Source organism: Paenibacillus sp. Negev47, from assembly GCF_058313655.1.
Map to the genome: position 1 here is coordinate 1,914,549 of NZ_CM177754.1, position 17,211 is coordinate 1,931,759.

At 41.0% G+C, this 17,211-nt stretch carries 22 protein-coding genes; 18 read left to right on the forward strand and 4 right to left on the reverse strand.

All coding sequences use genetic code 11. From position 1 onward, the window contains the following. Positions 1-34 precede the first annotated feature (34 nt). From dnaN to AC4G47_RS08870, 10 genes are all read left to right on the forward strand, one after another. On the forward strand, positions 35-1,165 hold the full coding sequence (gene dnaN / locus AC4G47_RS08825; RefSeq protein ID WP_491105739.1) for a DNA polymerase III subunit beta: 1,131 nt from the start codon (positions 35-37) through the stop codon (positions 1,163-1,165). Then, positions 1,165-1,635 (forward strand): DUF1064 domain-containing protein, encoded by a 471-nt coding sequence (locus tag AC4G47_RS08830; protein WP_491105740.1) that lies wholly within the window; start codon positions 1,165-1,167, stop codon positions 1,633-1,635. The genes dnaN and AC4G47_RS08830 overlap by 1 nt, the downstream gene beginning before the upstream one ends. A 1-nt stretch (position 1,636) precedes the next feature. After that, entirely contained in the window at positions 1,637-1,930 is a 294-nt protein-coding gene (locus AC4G47_RS08835) for a hypothetical protein (RefSeq protein ID WP_491105741.1), read from the forward strand. Between the two features lie 98 nt (positions 1,931-2,028). Beyond that, positions 2,029-2,208 carry a hypothetical protein gene (locus tag AC4G47_RS08840; RefSeq protein ID WP_491105742.1) on the forward strand — a complete coding sequence of 60 codons (180 nt, stop codon included), beginning with the start codon at positions 2,029-2,031 and terminating at the stop codon, positions 2,206-2,208. A 256-nt stretch (positions 2,209-2,464) separates the two neighbouring features. Beyond that, positions 2,465-3,130 carry an HNH endonuclease gene (locus AC4G47_RS08845; RefSeq protein WP_491105743.1) on the forward strand — a complete coding sequence of 222 codons (666 nt, stop codon included), beginning with the start codon at positions 2,465-2,467 and terminating at the stop codon, positions 3,128-3,130. Between the two features lie 66 nt (positions 3,131-3,196). Then, a complete protein-coding gene (locus tag AC4G47_RS08850) occupies positions 3,197-4,972 on the forward strand; it encodes a DNA cytosine methyltransferase (protein ID WP_491105744.1) in 1,776 nt (591 codons plus the stop codon). 19 nt (positions 4,973-4,991) lie between these two features. Beyond that, complete coding sequence (locus AC4G47_RS08855; RefSeq protein ID WP_491105745.1) at positions 4,992-5,423, forward strand: ASCH domain-containing protein; 432 nt, start codon at positions 4,992-4,994, stop codon at positions 5,421-5,423. 44 nt (positions 5,424-5,467) lie between these two features. Beyond that, positions 5,468-5,905 carry a YopX family protein gene (locus AC4G47_RS08860; protein WP_491105746.1) on the forward strand — a complete coding sequence of 146 codons (438 nt, stop codon included), beginning with the start codon at positions 5,468-5,470 and terminating at the stop codon, positions 5,903-5,905. Continuing rightward, positions 5,902-6,153 (forward strand): hypothetical protein, encoded by a 252-nt coding sequence (locus AC4G47_RS08865; protein WP_491105747.1) that lies wholly within the window; start codon positions 5,902-5,904, stop codon positions 6,151-6,153. Before AC4G47_RS08860 ends, AC4G47_RS08865 begins: the two co-directional genes overlap by 4 nt. Further along, the gene (locus AC4G47_RS08870) at positions 6,140-6,520 is read left to right on the forward strand and encodes a YopX family protein (protein ID WP_491105748.1); all 381 of its coding nucleotides are present in this window, start codon (positions 6,140-6,142) and stop codon (positions 6,518-6,520) included. The genes AC4G47_RS08865 and AC4G47_RS08870 overlap by 14 nt, the downstream gene beginning before the upstream one ends. Before the next feature lie 37 nt (positions 6,521-6,557). On the opposite strand, the gene AC4G47_RS08875 is transcribed toward AC4G47_RS08870, so the two are convergent. After that, the gene (locus AC4G47_RS08875) at positions 6,558-7,283 is read right to left on the reverse strand and encodes a hypothetical protein (protein ID WP_491105749.1); all 726 of its coding nucleotides are present in this window, start codon (positions 7,281-7,283) and stop codon (positions 6,558-6,560) included. 82 nt (positions 7,284-7,365) lie between these two features. Here AC4G47_RS08875 and AC4G47_RS08880 point away from each other — a divergent pair, with 82 nt between their 5' ends. After that, on the forward strand, positions 7,366-7,995 hold the full coding sequence (locus AC4G47_RS08880; protein ID WP_491105750.1) for a hypothetical protein: 630 nt from the start codon (positions 7,366-7,368) through the stop codon (positions 7,993-7,995). 81 nt (positions 7,996-8,076) lie between these two features. Here the strand turns inward: AC4G47_RS08880 and AC4G47_RS08885 are convergent, their stop codons facing one another. Continuing rightward, the gene (locus AC4G47_RS08885) at positions 8,077-8,784 is read right to left on the reverse strand and encodes an NPCBM/NEW2 domain-containing protein (RefSeq protein WP_491105751.1); all 708 of its coding nucleotides are present in this window, start codon (positions 8,782-8,784) and stop codon (positions 8,077-8,079) included. Between the two features lie 484 nt (positions 8,785-9,268). On the opposite strand from AC4G47_RS08885, the gene AC4G47_RS08890 reads away from it, so the two are divergent. The 4 genes from AC4G47_RS08890 to AC4G47_RS08905 all read left to right on the forward strand — a co-directional run bounded on the left by AC4G47_RS08890 (position 9,269) and on the right by AC4G47_RS08905 (position 12,451). Continuing rightward, the gene (locus AC4G47_RS08890) at positions 9,269-9,829 is read left to right on the forward strand and encodes a tyrosine-type recombinase/integrase (protein ID WP_491105752.1); all 561 of its coding nucleotides are present in this window, start codon (positions 9,269-9,271) and stop codon (positions 9,827-9,829) included. 262 nt (positions 9,830-10,091) lie between these two features. Then, positions 10,092-10,820 (forward strand): phage terminase small subunit, encoded by a 729-nt coding sequence (gene terS, locus AC4G47_RS08895; RefSeq protein ID WP_491105753.1) that lies wholly within the window; start codon positions 10,092-10,094, stop codon positions 10,818-10,820. Further along, positions 10,810-12,267 (forward strand): DEAD/DEAH box helicase family protein, encoded by a 1,458-nt coding sequence (locus tag AC4G47_RS08900; RefSeq protein WP_491106673.1) that lies wholly within the window; start codon positions 10,810-10,812, stop codon positions 12,265-12,267. The genes terS and AC4G47_RS08900 overlap by 11 nt, the downstream gene beginning before the upstream one ends. A gap of 1 nt (position 12,268) precedes the next feature. After that, on the forward strand, positions 12,269-12,451 hold the full coding sequence (locus AC4G47_RS08905; protein ID WP_491105754.1) for a hypothetical protein: 183 nt from the start codon (positions 12,269-12,271) through the stop codon (positions 12,449-12,451). A 46-nt stretch (positions 12,452-12,497) separates the two neighbouring features. On the opposite strand, the gene AC4G47_RS08910 is transcribed toward AC4G47_RS08905, so the two are convergent. Both AC4G47_RS08910 and AC4G47_RS08915 read right to left on the reverse strand, forming a co-directional pair. Next, on the reverse strand, positions 12,498-14,201 hold the full coding sequence (locus AC4G47_RS08910) for an ATP-dependent nuclease (RefSeq protein WP_491105755.1): 1,704 nt from the start codon (positions 14,199-14,201) through the stop codon (positions 12,498-12,500). Between the two features lie 244 nt (positions 14,202-14,445). Further along, entirely contained in the window at positions 14,446-14,667 is a 222-nt protein-coding gene (locus AC4G47_RS08915) for a DUF2188 domain-containing protein (RefSeq protein WP_491105756.1), read from the reverse strand. A 101-nt stretch (positions 14,668-14,768) separates the two neighbouring features. Between AC4G47_RS08915 and AC4G47_RS08920 the strand changes: the two genes are divergently transcribed. The 3 genes from AC4G47_RS08920 to AC4G47_RS08930 all read left to right on the forward strand — a co-directional run bounded on the left by AC4G47_RS08920 (position 14,769) and on the right by AC4G47_RS08930 (position 17,069). Next, on the forward strand, positions 14,769-15,380 hold the full coding sequence (locus AC4G47_RS08920; protein ID WP_491105757.1) for a restriction endonuclease: 612 nt from the start codon (positions 14,769-14,771) through the stop codon (positions 15,378-15,380). A gap of 313 nt (positions 15,381-15,693) precedes the next feature. After that, entirely contained in the window at positions 15,694-15,990 is a 297-nt protein-coding gene (locus tag AC4G47_RS08925; protein ID WP_491105758.1) for a hypothetical protein, read from the forward strand. Positions 15,991-16,247: 257 nt separating this feature from the next. Further along, on the forward strand, positions 16,248-17,069 hold the full coding sequence (locus AC4G47_RS08930; RefSeq protein ID WP_491105759.1) for a hypothetical protein: 822 nt from the start codon (positions 16,248-16,250) through the stop codon (positions 17,067-17,069). Positions 17,070-17,211 lie beyond the last annotated feature (142 nt).

Sequence of the window (17,211 nt, forward strand, 5' to 3'; positions counted from 1 at the left end):
GCTAAAAAAGAAGTAAAGGAGGGAATCCGACCTTATGAAAATAGTCGTGGATAGTGAGCTGCTGGTTGAAGCTCTCGAAGATGCAAGTAAGGCTTTTGCGAGTAAGAGCCTCATGCCGATTCTTGATTGCTTCTTGATCGAAGCAAACAGCGAAGGATTGAAGGTTACCGGGACGGATACACGTACAACGATTCAGTCTTACATCTTTAGCAAGGATGTCCAGGTGGAGGTAGATGGACAAATCGCTATCCCTAAACTGTTATTGGAAATGATGAAGAAACTCAATGGTGATGTGAGTATTGAAACAAAGGGAACAACTGCGATCATTAGGTCCCGAAAGAAAGAAATCGACATGGGCGTTTTTGATCCGGAGGAATTTCCGCGAGTGCCGGATATCGATGATAGTGAGTTGTTTGAGACTACTGGCAAGGAACTCAGGAGACTATTCAAAAAGGCAACGTATGCAGCCGATCCTACGGGTAAAAATGCGGCAATACTCGCAGGAGCACACATCTATATCGATGACGGTTTGATTGGTATTGAAGCGACGGATAGACATCGACTTGCGAAAACGGAGTATGCCACAGATGTTACTAAATTAGGTGGAGCTGTTATCGAGGCCAAGGCACTCGGGGATCTCCAAAAGATAATTTTGGATAAAGACAATATTGAATTTGGCTTCTCGAAGTCTTTTACTGGAGAAGTAGTTCACGTATTTGCTAGGACGGACCGGTTCACCTTCTATTCCCGAGTGTTAGAAGGAGCATTCCCGGATGTGGGCCGGATGTCAGTTGTGCCTGAAGGTGTCACCAAAATAACAGTAGATAAAAAAGAGTTAATGAATTGTCTTGAAATGATATACACACTGGCAAAGGAAGATAAGCACAACAAAATAATTCTAAACATTTCAGAAGATGAAATGAGTATTCGAGGTCAAGGGAAAGAGACTGGCAAGGCAAGTGAAAGCATTGTTCCTCTGTCGTTTAGCGGTGAAGATTTCGCTGTTGCCTTAAATTCAAAATACTTCATGGATGCTATCAAAGCATTGGATGGAGATCAAGTGACTTTGGTGTGCTCAGGTAAAGTCAAACCTATCTATATTCTGGATGAAAGTGATGAAAGATCGGTCCACATTGTACTTCCTTATAGGACGGAAGAAGTGTAATGAACAAATACAATGCAACAAAAGTTATCGTCACTGAAGACGGGACCCTGTTCTCAGAATGGATCGTCAAAAAGCACAACCTTGATATAACCGGTATACGATTCGATAGCATAGCTGAGGGAGAGTATTATCAGTTCCTTCTCCAGCAAAAGAGGTTTGGGGAGATTAAAGCCTTCGAATGTCATCCTAAATTTGTTCTTCAAGAGAAACCGAAGGTCACTTACTCTGCTGACTTCCTGGTAACAGAATTAGATAACAGTCAACGGGTGGTGGATATTAAAGGAGTGGAGACCTCCACGTTCCGCGTCAAACTGAAACTATTTCAAGCTAAATATCCGACTTTAGCAATAGATATACTTATTAAAAAGCGCGGAGAATTCATTCCTCTTGCACAATACAAGAAGGAAAAATCAGCGCGTAAACGAGCGGCGAATGCACTTAAAAAACGAGTAGATGAAGGGAGAAAGTAAAATGAAAATCAAACATACCGTAATCAAAAACGAGGACATTAATAAGCATCTTAACCAACAGGAGAAAGAAGACTTGCTGCGCTTGTTTCATAAAATTCAGTATGGTCGAGTATCGGAGGGGAAAGTTGGGTTCAACATGTACCTGGTAGTAAATACTGACGAAACTTACGCTGAAGATGTTGTACGGATCTTACAAGAAAACGGTCATTGGGGTCCAACACACGATCCAAATCAAATCGAGTTTCGGCAAGATGGTAATACGATGGAGCTTCCAGAAACTGAGGTGGAGGCATGAGTGGACAAAGCCCTGACCCAAGGGCAAAGGAAACATTTCCTTACCTCATCTTAGGAACATTCTACTTGAACTTAATAGTCAATTGGGAGGTGTGCTCTGTGACTGAAGCTGAGAAAGATGAATTCTCCACAGCCTTATATGAAAGGTATGCACAGGTTAAACAATTAAGTTCTTCTAACAGAGAATTGATAAACAATTGGGATGCGGTGATTAGTGACTTGCCTCTCGATATAAAATCAAAGTTTGAAGAAAAGCAGAGTCAACTTTCGGCTTTGTAAAGGAGGTTTGGATGCGAGTACTGTAGATTTGAACAATTTTGACGAACAGCCTACCGAAGTGCAACGAGCTATAGCTTTTTATGTTGGATACACAGTAAACGGTGTACAGGCTATGCTCAGGAAAGACAGGTTCATTACGCTGTTTTAGAGCGTGTTGGGTTGTTGGAGCCTATCAAATCCGTAGTGGGTATGTAGTAAATTAGGTTAAAAATATAAGCATAAGCACAGGAAATGCAAAGGGAAAGGCGGATGAGTAATGGCCCATCAGACATTCTGGAAACCGGAGAAAAAAGCGAAAGAAAAGAAAGCGAGCAGCTTCGGACGTAGCAAGAAAGAAAAGCGACCTGTTCCGGAATGGAAGAAGGGAATATTATCTCATCACCAATCCCGGCCAGGCTCCAAGGAACGCGGTGATTTCCCTAAGGATGTCATAGCTCAGCTTATCGACGAATCAAACGGGATTTGCGAATCCTGCAAGATTGCTGAAGCGACAACTACTCACCATATATATCCGCGAGGTAGGAAAGGCCGTGGAGTTAAGACAAACGGTCTTCGGCTTTGTTGGCCCTGTCATGATCGGATTCAAACCAATGAAGATTTGCTGCAGTTCTGGATTTCAGCTTTCCGCGATAAGTATGGGGATCGATTCTGGTTTGATGAACAGGATTGGGATGAATATAACCGGAAGCAAGAGGTGCAGCAGAAAGCGGATCAGGAGAAACAGAACCGTCAGCAATCTTTGAACCCGGTTAAAGAACTAATTTCTTCTGCGGCAGGACGTTCATTGAAAGCAAAAGAGGTCAGGCTTATTGAAATGATGGATGATAAACAGATCGCAATATTCGAGACAATGATAAACGATGTCGTAAGAATTGAAGAGAAGCATCAAGTACCGTTTGGATATGGGCACTTTGATGATTAAGATATATTTAGTTCTCCTAACAACGAAAATTAAAGACTTTTAGGGGATGGGGAGGGGATAAAGCATATGAAAGAAATCATTGTTGATAATTTCGCAGGCGGTGGCGGAGCAAGTACAGGTATTGAGCTGGCAACAGGCCGCAGCGTAGATATAGCAATCAATCATGACCCAGTAGCTATTGCAATGCATGAGGTCAATCACCCAGATACGGAGCACTATTGTGAATCTGTGTGGGAAGTGAACCCGGTTGAAGCAGTAAAAGGTCGTCCAGTGGGGCTGGCTTGGTTCAGCCCTGATTGCAAACACTTCTCCAAGGCTAAAGGAGGCAAGCCGGTTGCAAAAGAGATCCGCGGTTTGGCATGGGTCGCCGTTCGGTGGGCAGCAACGGTTAAACCGAGGGTTATCATGCTGGAAAACGTGGAGGAATTCACGACATGGGGTCCGTTAACAGAAGATGGTTACCCAGACAAGGAACAGAAGGGCCGGACGTTTCGTACCTTCGTGAATGCTCTAAGTCGACAGGGATACAAGGTCGAATGGAAAGAGTTGCGAGCATGTGATTATGGAGCGCCTACGATCCGCAAGCGGTTGTTCATGGTTGCGCGGAGGGATGGAAGTCCCATTGTCTGGCCCGAGCCAACGCACGGAGCACCGGACAGCCCGGACGTGAAAGCAGGGAAACGGCTTCCATGGAGAACAGCAGCTGAAATTATTGACTGGTCTATCCCTTGCCCTTCGATATTCGAACGGAAAAAGCCTCTTGCCGAAAACACGATGCGCCGTATAGCACGTGGCATGCAGAAGTTCGTCATAGACAATCCTGAGCCATTCGTAATGCGCGTCAACTTCTCTGGCAGCAATCACCATTACTGTGATTCTGTAAATGAGCCGTTGAAGACAATCACGGCAAAGAACGGATGGGGATTGGTTACACCATATATTGCGAGGATTGGGCAGACGGGATATGCCGGGGATCGGTTGCAATACAAGGCTACTGACCCGCTGACGACCATTACAACCAAGGCAGAACATTTACTTGTGACTCCGGTTCTTGGGGTTAATACAACAGGGCATCCTGGTAGCCCTCCAGACGAACCACTTCGGACGGTGACGACAGGAAATCAGCACATGTTAATCAGCCCTGCACTGATACAGATGGGTTACGGAGACCCAGAAGGTCGAAGGGTGCTGGATCTGAATAAACCGCTTGGAACGGTGACAGCAGGAGGAAACAAATTCGCCATAGCTTCAGCATTCATTGCCCGTTACTTCGGAGAATCAGTTGGCAGCTCAGTCGATGAACCGATAGGAACTGTAACGGCAGGAGTAGGCGGGAAAAGCGCCCTCGTCACAAGTCATCTGGTCAAGATGCGCGGGACCAACACAGGTCAGCCGGTTACAGACCCGCTTCAAACGATTACGGCAGGTGGGCTGCACTTTGGAGAGGTTAGGGCCTTCCTTCTCAAGTATTACGGTAGCGCTGAAAACGGCCAGACCATAGACAAGCCGTTGCACACGATAACAACCAAAGACCGGTTCGGGCTAGTGACAATTAAAGGCGTGGATTACCAAATTATCGATATAGGAATGCGGATGCTGGAGCCGCACGAGTTGTTTGCCGCTCAGGGATTCCCGAGCAACTACACTATCGCAGTTGATGCGAACGGTCAGAAGTATTCCAAGAGCGCCCAAGTAGCTCGGTGTGGAAATGCGGTACCTCCACCGTTTGCTCAAGCTTTGGTCCGGGCTAATCTGCCGGAAATATGCACAGGATCGGGAAATAACCTTACTCTGGAGCGGTATTCAGAGCAGGAAGCTGGGCAGATGGCATTCAGTATATAGAAGGGAAGGAAGAACTGTCATGAAGGCTATAACAATTATTCAGCCGTGGGCGACATTGATCGCCATTGGAGCGAAACAATATGAAACACGCAGTTGGCCTACTAAGCATCGTGGCGAGATTGCTATCCATGCCGGGAAGAAGATCGACAAGGATGCCTGCAAGTATCCTGAAATTCGCGCAGCACTAGAACAGCACGGATATACGGTAGATAACCTGCCAACGGGTGCGGTTGTAGCGATTGCTAAACTGACCAACTGTCTTAAATCGGTGGATACATGGACAGATGGTTATGAGTTGGAAGGAAACAGATTGGTTTACTCTCCTGAATATGAATTTGGAGACTTTGAACCTGGGCGATATGCATGGGAAATGTCGGATGTAAAGATGCTTATGAAGCCTCTAGCAGCTAAAGGCCAGCAAGGATTGTGGAACTTTTTAAACCAATCTTAAGGCAAGGGGCCTTTGGGCCTCTCCCAAATAGGAGGATATACAAGATGAATATAAAAGCACCGCGTGCATGGTACAAACCGCTGGGCGTTATGATTCAACCCGAAAGCGTAGAAAGCATCAACTTTGAAACGAAGGTTATCGGCGTTTACTTGGAAATGGACGGACGAGGATTTCACCGCCTGCGGCTAAGCGATTTCGAAATAATGCATTACGCGGGATTTCATGACGATTCTGATGATGAGGTTGAGGTATACCAGGGTGACGTTGTGCAATTCGAATATGAAGGCGAAGGACATACATGCGAAGTAAAGCACGAGGGCAGCGGATTTATGTTCGTAGCGAATTCATTGCCAGACGGTTTCCTTTGGGCATCTGAATTGATTGAGTTTGACAGATCGTACTGCTGGGCAGAAGGCGTAATGGTGGTCGGAAACGTACATGATGACCGTGGGTTGGCTCCCAAGGAAGGAGCGGAACAATGAAACAGATTAAGGTGAGATGTACAGACTCGTTTGAAGAGTTCAGCCTTGGCAACGGTCGATTAGTGTGCGCAGTCAATTACGGTGAGGAACTGGTAGCAGATCTTCATGAGGAGTCAGAAGAATATTATTCGACAGATAGCGAGGGAAGAGAAGTATACGTAGGATGCTTGGATATAAACGGGACACTTGAACTGGACGAGTGCTTCGAGTTGGTTAAGGAAGGAGCGGATAAGCATGACGCTGTATGAATTCGGAGCAAGAGCATGGGATACCGAAACCAAAGAGATGTCATACGAATTCTTAGATCGGAACTGGTTGAAGGTATGCGTATGGTCACCGTACATGGTGTTGATGCTTAAATCCGGGGTGAGAGACAGCAAAGGTAAGGATTACTACGATGGCGATATCGTTAAAGTAAGCAAGTTGAATTTTGAGAGTAGCGGCCCATTGCCTGAAAATCTGGTAGTGAGGTTATACGGAGGCATGTTCCAGTTATTCAGACACAAGGAATCTTTAATGGGATTGCATTTGGGATATATAGCAGACGGAGAAGTGATCGGTAATGTCTACGAAAACCCTGAATTTTTGGGTGGGGAAGGAGCGGATACAGAATGACGGTGTATCAACGGCTCCTTTATCTCAACTTCAACAATTATGTATTGTTCTTTAATAATGTTTTAACTATTTTCAATACACCAACCAAATCATCATACCTCTTAGCTTTAGAGAGTAAATTCATTCTCAAGATATTGTTGAGTAATATTGAAACATATGAAGCGAAGATTGCCAGTGCAAATAAGACACCAAGCATCTCCCATCCCTGCCCGATCTTTGCACCAACAAATTCACTCCAAAGAGGAAACATAATTAAACTAATAATCGTTATTGGTGTCCACCTTCTTGATTTTATACTTGTACTTTTATCGGAGAAGAAGCTAATCAACTCGTCAATATCTAATTTTTTGAAATCTTCCTCTTTAAAAACTTCTAAAATTTGTTTACACCTATAAGCAAATATAAATTCATAGTCATAACTGAATAGGATTAACTTTTTCTTAAAAAGGGGATTATACTCTGGATATTTATATTTAATGAACGAATGTGATAGCCAAATTGATAAATAAAGAAGAATCATGGCAAGTGCACTAAGGCTTAAGCAAACAATAAGAGGCCAGTATTCATCAGCATTTGTGCCTATTATTAATGAATAAAAAGGGGCAATCATTGCTAGTATAATTGATACGAATGCCCCTATATAAGTAAGTTCAGCTCCTTTGTTATTGGTGACCATTATCTTGAAAACTGATAGCTCGTGTATAAACTTCCTTTCTAGTTCTTTTGTTAATATGAAGAATTCCACAGCAGAATTATTGGACAAATTAATTCCTCCTTTGTTTAGTTTTAAGTTATTACAGTTCTTCTATATGTTCAAGGTTATAAATCGACAAGGAGATAACAAAATGCCTAAAAAAATTATTGTATTGGATTCAACTGAATATGATACAGAAGATACGAGCAAAATCATTCAACTAAACTTTTTCTCGGATGTAGATGAAGTGGATATCCGTAAAACAAAGTGGTTGCTCGGAAAATATGTAGACATGATAGACATCATACAAAATTATGAATTTGCACTTAAACAGATCGAGAATGGAATGTCAGCGTATGAGTTGCTGTCTGCGGAAGGATCGGTTGCTAAACGTGAATCAGGTCATGAATTGACTGCTGACGTCACTGCAAACGCTGTTATCATGAAGGACAAGCGGCATGCCAACTACGAGCTATACATGTTCATATCCAACAATGTCCGATTTGCTATAAACAACTTAAAAGATGTACACGAAGGTGTAGCAGCAAAGTTGTTATTCTTGGAAGGAAAGAAATACTTGAAAGCGCAGGAATACATGGAAAAAGGCTATCGCAAGGACGTACCCGGCATTGCAGCAACAACATTTGCTGACAAGCGGCGCAGGGCTATAGCCAACATTGCCAACAGTCTAAAATTCAATCGGACGCTAGATTTTGTAACAATTGACTATGGAAGAGGGCGGAATAACGAAGGGGAAATAGGCTTACTGATTCCGAGATGAGAAGCCTTGGGATGGAGATTACTTGAGTGGGGCGATTAAAAGAAATACATCCAGTCGATGCATTGACTGGATGTTTTATCATTACTGATACAACTTCGGCTCACCAATTAAAATGTTTGCATAACCACTCTTTGCACTGAACTCAATTTTCAGTTTCAGTACACCCTCCAGATTAATATCTACAGGTACCGCATGATCTCCGCCCTTCAAACCTTCATATGACTTAATGATTTCTCCGTCACCATAGAAAGTAACTGTATACTCTCCTGAAGTATTTTTGTACTTATCCTCAATTCCCGCGAAAGCCGTCAGACGTTTATATTTTCCGTCCAGGTTGTACTCAACCGATGTAACCTTCTCATTTTTATATGCAGCGTCAACCATTGTGAGAATGTTATTTCTGTACTCCGTCCCTGTCACCGTTTTATCGGATTCATTGAACCACATACGATCACTATAGGCATCAAAACGTGCATAATCCTTGGATGTCAAATTGATACCATAACCATCACGTTTACCAACCCATATAGCTTTGTTTTTACCGTCATACTCCACTTTCTCACCGAGACCTTCGCTCACAAAACGTAGAGGAACATATGTAGTACCCTTATAAATGAAACTTACTTCTCCTGCTGCCTGCTTTTTTTCTACATTGTTAAACATAAACTTGAGGTTTGCGATATCAACTGTTACTGAATTACTCGCAGCTAATGCAGTCGCTCCAAACAGCATTCCAGCTGCTACAAAACCTGCAATAAATCCTTTTGATCCTGAAATCTTTTTAGTCATTATTTTCTCTCTCCTAATTCAATATTTACCAATTTTAATTCTATCGTATTACTTATTTTAGGACAATAGTAATATTTATGAGGGCTGAAACGTGACATTTGAACCAGGATTTAATGCGCGCTTGCATAGAGGGATGAATGGTGGTTACTAGAATGGGGGACTAACGTCTTGTATTGATTAAACTATTCCTTATATTATCCTTGTCACCAGAAAAACGAAGTAATCCTGAATTAAAAACATGTTATCTTAAATCCATATAATAACGTTAATAAGAAGGTCGCTCATGTGAGCGGCCTTTTTGTATTGGAGGGAAGAGTATGGATGGTCATTTTTACAGCAGAAATGAACCGGCTATCCCGAGGATTTCGGACAAGCAACCAGAGAAATGTCGGGGCTGTTGTTTGGGAACCTGGACAGGGGTTGTTCAGATGTGTATTATGCCGCGCTGCTGGAAGTCGAATCATGGTCAAGAGAAGGTGACTAAATGAGAAAGGTACAGCCGATCCGTGATGAACGGGTTATAGATGGAATGAAGGAATACTTCTATATACGAAGCATGCGGAATTACTTATTTTTTTGTATGGGCATATACAGCGGACTTCGTGTTTCTGACTTGCTTAGTCTTAGGGTATGGCAAACCAAGGGAACTCACATAAGCATGGTTGAGCAAAAGAATAAGCATGCTAAAACATTTATAATTCATCCGAGTATTCGATCAGATCTCGATGAGTACACTGCGGACATGTTACCGAATGATTGTCTATTTCCAAGCCGCCAAGTTAAAACAGTAAGTCGAATGCGGAAACAGCCGATTGATCGGACTACTGCATATCGTTTTCTGAGTGAAGCAGCACGTGAATTCAGATTGAAAGATATAGGCGTTCACTCATTGCGAAAGACCTGGGCATACCGTCTGTATATGGACGATCCTGAAAATTTAGCGTTACTAATGGAGATGTTCGGACACAGTGATCCGAGGGAAACTTTGGACTACATTGGGCTAACTCAGGACATGATGGACAGAGCAATTCTCAAGTTGAGGTGAAATGAGTGAAACATAATACAACGATTAGTTCACTCATAAAAGAAATAACATGGCATTAGATGAAGAAACACAATATTTTATACCTAAACTGAGTGAAACACTATTACCTTTATGTTTCAGTCAACTTACATTATTTAGTGGATATGAGTACAGAACAACAGCCTGCGATTCTGACGGAGGCTTACTTTGATTCGTAACGTTTGACTATTACTGACCTTAAATAGGAATTCCAACTCAATTTCATGAAAGTGGTGATAATTTTGTGAGCAGAAAACAGAATCCGAATCGTAAGAAAGCGTTCAAAATCTGGAAAGAAAGTGGCGGGGCGATGAAGCCGAAAGAGATTGCTGAAAAGTTGGGCATTACACCCGAATCGGTCCGGAAGTGGAAATCACTGGATCAATGGGAAGGGAAGATGGCTAACGCTAAACCTGGTGCTCCTCGTGGCAATCAGAACGCTAAAGGTAATCGAGGTGGAAAAGGGGGGCCGCTGGGCAATCAGAAAGCTGTAACACATGGATTGTTCCGTAAGTTCGAGCCGCAAGATCCTGAGTACCTGGAACTTATTGATATTGTGCAGCAGATGGAACCGATAGATATGATCTGGCATAACATCACCCAGGGATTCCGTAAAATCATTTGGGCGCAGCGTATTTTCTTCATCAAAGACAAAGAGGATATGACCAAAGAGTTGAAAAGGGAGAAACCAGGTGAGTATGGAGATGAATACGAATGGGAAATTCAATTCGCTTGGGATAAATACGCTAGTTTTATCAAGGCAGAGGCTACAGTTATGCGTGAGATTAGGGGAGCCATCAAACAATTCCTTGATATTGCACCACAGGAAGACGAGCGCCGACTGAAGTTGAATCAGATGCAGGCCAAAGTTGATAAAACCCGCCTTGAAATTGAGAAATTGAAGAACGGTGATGGAGATACCGAGGATGATCTGATTGAAGATTGGGTGAAGGCGGTGGAAACTGGTGAGTAAAGAGTCTCCACAAACGAAACGCCGTTTTGCTGCATTCAAAAAACGCATTCCTGAGTACCGGAAGAATCCGGTTCTTTTTTGCGTGGAGCTGCTGAAATTCACTCCTGATGAGTGGCAAGCAGAAGTTCTGATGGACATTGCTGGTAATCCTCGTGTTTCAGTGCGATCAGGCCAGGGAGTTGGGAAAACAGGTTTGGAGGCAGCGACGGCATTATGGTTTCTCTCTTGCTTCCCATTTCCGAAAGTTATATGTACAGCTCCGACACGGCAGCAGCTTCATGATGTCCTTTGGGCTGAAATTAGTAAGTGGCAAGAGAAAAGCCCGGTGCTCAAAAAGATACTTAAGTGGACAAAGACTAAGATTTACATGCGAAATTACGAGGAACGATGGTTTGCTACAGCCCGGACAGCAACCAAGCCAGAGAACATGCAGGGTTTCCATGAAGACTACATGCTTTTCATTGTGGACGAAGCTTCGGGGGTTGAAGATCGTATCATGGAAGCTATTCTGGGAACGCTCTCGGGTGAATTCAATAAGCTGCTCATGTGTGGAAACCCTACTCGGACCAGTGGTGTCTTTTATGATTCTCACAACAGGGACCGAGCAGATTACAACACACACAAAGTTTCCTGTCTTAACAGTCCTCGTACAAGTAAAGAGAACATAGCTATGCTTGAACGCAAATACGGCAAAGGATCTGACGTATGGCGTGTCCGAGTTGAAGGGGAGTTTCCACGGGGCGAGTCAGAAACCTTTATCGCTCTGGAAGTGGCTGAATTTGCAGCGAAAAATGTGAATTTAGAACCTGTTGGCGATACCTTGACTATCGGCTGTGACGTTGCTCGTTTTGGCGATGATGAGACTTCTATATACGCGGGGATTGGTCCAGTAACAATCGGGCAACATCATCATTTTAAGAAAGATACAATGGTTACTGCTGGATGGGTGATGAACTTAATAAGAGAATTGTTACCACAGTACCCAGAAGTCATTCATACGAGAATTAGGATAGATGATACTGGTGTAGGTGGTGGTGTAACGGATCGGTTGAATGAAATAATAGCAGAAGAAGGGCTTCCTTATGAAGTCATTCCAATTAACAACGGTTCATCTTCATTGGATGAGCATTATGGAAATTTAGGAGCAGAGATGTGGGCATACATTAAGGGGCAATTGGAACAGAATATGAGCAATTACATGAACGGTGATCCTGCTGTTTTACAATTACCTGATGATGATGTGCTGACAACCCAATTGACTACAAGAAAATGGTCTATGACGAGCAAGGGTAAAATACTGCTTGAAAGCAAGAAGGACATGAAAAAACGCGGATTAAAGTCACCTGACAGAGGTGACGCATATGTTCTTACCTTCGGTGAATATTTACTGGGCACACCTCAATCTGTAATGATTCCAACGATTGGTGGCGTAACAATAAAGAGATAATATGAATCTTAAAGTTAATAATAGACAGGGATTAAAGCAACTCATATCAACGATTAACGATACACTTTTTCCGTTCACCCTCAGTGACAGCACTATCAAGCGCAAAATCGATGAGGGACTGGAGAGTGTTGCAAATACTTTGAAGCTTATCGGCTTTTTTGAGCAAGATGATGCTGAATTCTAAAAGAGAAGCTGACGAGTTGATCGTCAGCTTCTCTTTTTTTGCACCATTATCCTTTTATGAAATCTTGCAGTTCGTTCCTAAAGAATTCCAGTTTTTCTGGAGTGTTGTTTAACACTAATTGAGTGAGTTCCATTCCATGAACAATTTTATTGTAGTGTAAAGAGTAGCTTTCAAATAAGCGTTCTAACACTTCGCTTCCAACGACATCTTTTAATACATTTGTAGAACCTTTCCTAGGGAATAATTTATTGTCATCGATTGATAATAACAAATGGTCGATTTCGCTCTTTATTAGATCCGGATCTGTAGAAGCTATTGATGAATTTCGGTTAATGATTTCAGAAAGCTCTTGATAACAGTCTAAAAAGTAGTTTTCGTACTCTCGTCGTCCCAAGATAATTATACTATTTCCATAACTTTCTCTTAATGTGAGAAGTTTTTCGTCTGTTTTGTTATCTGCATCAATAATTATTTTATAAGGTATTGGGCTCTCTGATATGCCACTTAGAATTAAGTCGAGTTTGCCTTTATACTCTCGCATAGAAGAATTTTTAGTAAAATAATTACCAGTTCCCTTCATATTTAATATTCTGTAATTATAACCGATCTGTTTTAAGCCGAAATGAGAGAGGATCATCGGAATTACAAGTTCCTCAGTTTGTCCTTCTACAAATATTACTTTATCAGATAAAGCAAAGTCACTATTGCTAACACCTATATCAGACAACACTTCTTGAATATGTTCTAACTGTATAAAGGAGCTGGTCCCGTTCAACTTACTAACATGGACTAAGTGTTTTTCGGCAGGATAATTAATTAAAATAGGCGAATGAGTAGTGAAAATATATTGATTCTCATCCATTTCGTTTACTAAATCATATATAGCTTTCTCTGATGAAGGATGTAAAAATACTTGTGGCTCATCAAAGAGAATGATTATATTTTTTTTAGTAAACAAGACACATAACAATAGTAAAACATGGGTAAATCCACTACCACAATCAGATAAAGGAATTGGTTCATCATAGCCTTCAAAAGCTATACTTATATAAGTCTCTTTGTGCTCATTGATAGGCGTGCTTATAGATTTAACATCCGTAAAGATTCGAGTGAAGGATTTTAGAATTATATCAAAGGTACTCTCACTATTGTTGTGTAACGTAAACAGGTAAGCATTAAGATTTCTCCCGTCAATATACAAGGATTTTTGTAAACTATAACCTTCTTTATCATGTACAAATCTAGAACCATTGATATATAGGAATTTATTCTTTAGTAAATGAAAGAAATATTGTATGAAATAAGGAATTCCTGACGTTGTTTCACTTCGCCCGTAAGGTAAGTTCTCAATTACATATTCTCCAGCACCTCTAGCAGTATAAAAAGACTTGAATATATCATCCTGGTACATTTCTATTTTTCTAACGGATGTTACATTTGATTGAATATCGTGTTCAATAAATAATCTGAAGTGTTCCACAGTTAGCTGGTGAACTATGTCTGTACTCTCAAATAGTAATTTCAATTCGTCAGGAGTTACATAGACCTCCATAACTAAATGTAATAAATTTGAATTATCGGAGAAAACTTCGCTAAGCTGTCCATTCAAAGTCTTATAAATTGCTTCAATAAATGCTGACTTACCTGTATTATTTTTTCCGGCTAAAGCATTAATTTTTTTGTGTAGATCTACATCGAATGAGTCCTTTATACTTTTGTAATTTTTAATACGAACTTTATGTATTATCATTGAAACCCTCCTATTCTTTATTTTGATTTAATATAACAATATCATTATAGTCTATCTTTGCATTTAAGTTAGAGGGAGATTTATTGACCCTAACGTGAACCAAGTCTGACATCATCTTGAGACTATGTTGGACCCCACATGACCATTTTTCCGTGATACATTAGGAGCATAGAAAAAGGCGCGAATGAAACGCACGGCTGCACAAAAGCAGCATTAGAACGTGGCGTTCCTCTTCGCGCTTTTTTTAACCTTTTGGCGGGTAAGGATCGTTTCCATGGCTGTCTTTGGATTGAATTTTTCCGTTTTTGCCATGAATAATCAGTTCTGATTTTTGGTTTTTAGCAATTTGTCTGGCTGCATCAACAGCTTCTTTTTTTGTTGTCGTAATTTTGGTTGCTTTACTGTTTCCTTCGCCCTTAACAGCCCAACCATTGTCACCATTGGGTACCACGTGTTGGTTCGACATTTCATCCCTCCTTTTATAGGACAAAAGTTCGATGAATTGGCAGGAAAATCCTTCTTTATTGTCGAATTATTGTCGGTACCTTATAAAATGGAGGGAAAGCTGTGGCAAGAAGAAAAAGCAAAGCGAAGCAGGAAGAAGAACTATTTCAGGGTTTAGCAGGCATGGCAATGCTGGGAGGGATTATTGGAACCTATTCGGTAACAAGATCATGGCAAGCATCATTGGTTGTTGGCTTGCTGGGTGTCGTTGGAGTTATTGTTTTAATGGTAATCATTCAACAGAAGCGTGCTGAAAGATTAAAGAGGTCAGGGATTGCCGAGATCGATAAAATGGATGGAGTACAGTTTGAGCACTATCTTGGACATCTGTTCCGTTCACAAGGATTTAAGGCTGAAGTGACAAAAGCTGCAGGTGATTATGGCGCTGATCTGGTTATATCCAAAGATGGGAAGCGAATCGTCGTGCAAGCTAAAAGGTATAAGAAAAATGTTGGATTGAAAGCTGTACAAGAAGTTCAAGGAGCCAAGGCGCATTACAGAGCAAATGGAGCATGGGTTGTTACAAATAGTAACTATACTGAACAAGCATATCAGCTTGCTAAATCAAACGGGGTACGGTTGATCGCTAGGGATGAACTGGTTGAGATGTTGCTTGTTATGAAAGAGAAATTATCTGCTTCAAAGAAAACGGCAAATGTAAAGACTACTGCCTAAGATAATAAAGAGGAAGTGCAAGTGAATCATTTTTCTACCTCGAAAGTACTTTAACAACAAAAAACAATATTATACATATCACAGCCAAAGTCGTTCCTTCACTGGATCGGCTTTTTTTATTGGAGGTTTATATGATTAGTAGTAGATGAAGGAGGAAGTAACGAATCCATCCCAACAGGCAGCCAGAGAAATGCAAAGGGTGTGATTTGGGGCAGATGGAACGGGGGGAGGTAGTTTTGTAGTAGACCAGTATGTCAAAAAGAGGTAAAATATCCCTGATACTTTTAATTTCTTTAAAAGAGGGGGAGATTTTTTGACAGTAGAGGACAGTGCTTCTACATCCGCTTTGTATTCAGTTCAATTAGAGATTGTTAAGGGTTTAAACCAATCAAGAGATAAAATAGTTGAACTGATTAAAAATGAAGGAGATTCAGAATTAAAAATTCTGTTGTTAGAACAGTTTAAAGCCATTAATAAAACATTATCGGATAATTTGGTTGCAGACGTAAACCTAGTAGTTCACAGTAGGTTAGATACCATTATGGCTGAAGTGAAGAAAATAAGAAAACACTTGAAGATTACTGAAAAAGAAATAGAAAAAGATAAGTGAGCACCCATTGAGGTGCTTTTTCTTTTGCCTTCATATGACAGAATGTGCACCGTTCTGAGCTTCTTAACATGAGAACGTCCATTTGCAGGGATCATTCCGTTAGAGAGTGGAGAACATCAACTGAGTGAGCATACGCACGAATATGAAGCTCCCCCATACGTTGAAACCAACTCAACACAAATATTAAAAAAGGAAAAGAACGGATATTGTCGAATTAACATTTGTGGGATCATATTTTTTAGAGAGAAGGTACATATATGACGACTGTTAATGAAATATTAGGAATTAGTCTGTATAATAAGCAGAAAATTAGTCAAGGAGAGTACGAGGTTATCAACTGGTTACTTGCTTCAGAGTATCGCTATGACTGTTATTGTACGGAATGTGGGAGAGATAGTGTATTCTCTAAAGTCAATGAACCTGCACGAAAGTCTATCGGAAGTACGACAGATTTAGGGTTAAAGCCTGTTGATACGTTGCCTTATAGAGAAATAAAGTTTCAATCAGTATTTTTATGTTGTACTAGACAAGAAAATCACAAAATAGCCTTCTTTTTCTCGATGTACAAGCACTCCTCATATATAGATATAATAAAAATAGGACAAACACCTTCACATGCAGATCTATTAAATGCTGATACAAAAAAATATAATAAAGTACTCGGTGGTAAGGATAGCCACGAGTTAAGCAAAGCCATTGGCTTATTTTCACATGGTGTTGGTATCGGTTCTTTTGTCTATTTAAGACGAATTTTTGAGAACCTCATTGAGAAGGCTCATCAACAAGCAACTCAAACTACTGGATGGGATGAAGAAGAATATTTAAGAGCAAGAATGCATGACAAAGTAGGCAAGCTAGCAAACTATCTGCCCCAGTTTCTTGTTGAAAATAGACAGATTTATTCAATACTTAGCAAAGGAATTCATGAACTCTCAGAAGATGAGTGTTTAGGTGCATTTGATGCTGTGAGAGTTGCAATTGAATTGATTTTAGATGAGGAAATAGCTAAAAAGGAAAGTGAAAAAAAGAGGCAACAAGCAGCCCAATCGCTTGCTTCATTACACCAAGGTTTAAAATAAGTCACTCAAAGAGTGGCTTTTTCTTTTACTCATAAAAAAAGAGGAGGCAACGAGAATGAACATAAGAATCGTGAAGATCAATCAGTTTAATGCTGTAGCCTTAGAACCTCCAGTCGATCCAGAGTATTAGAAGCTCCGCCGT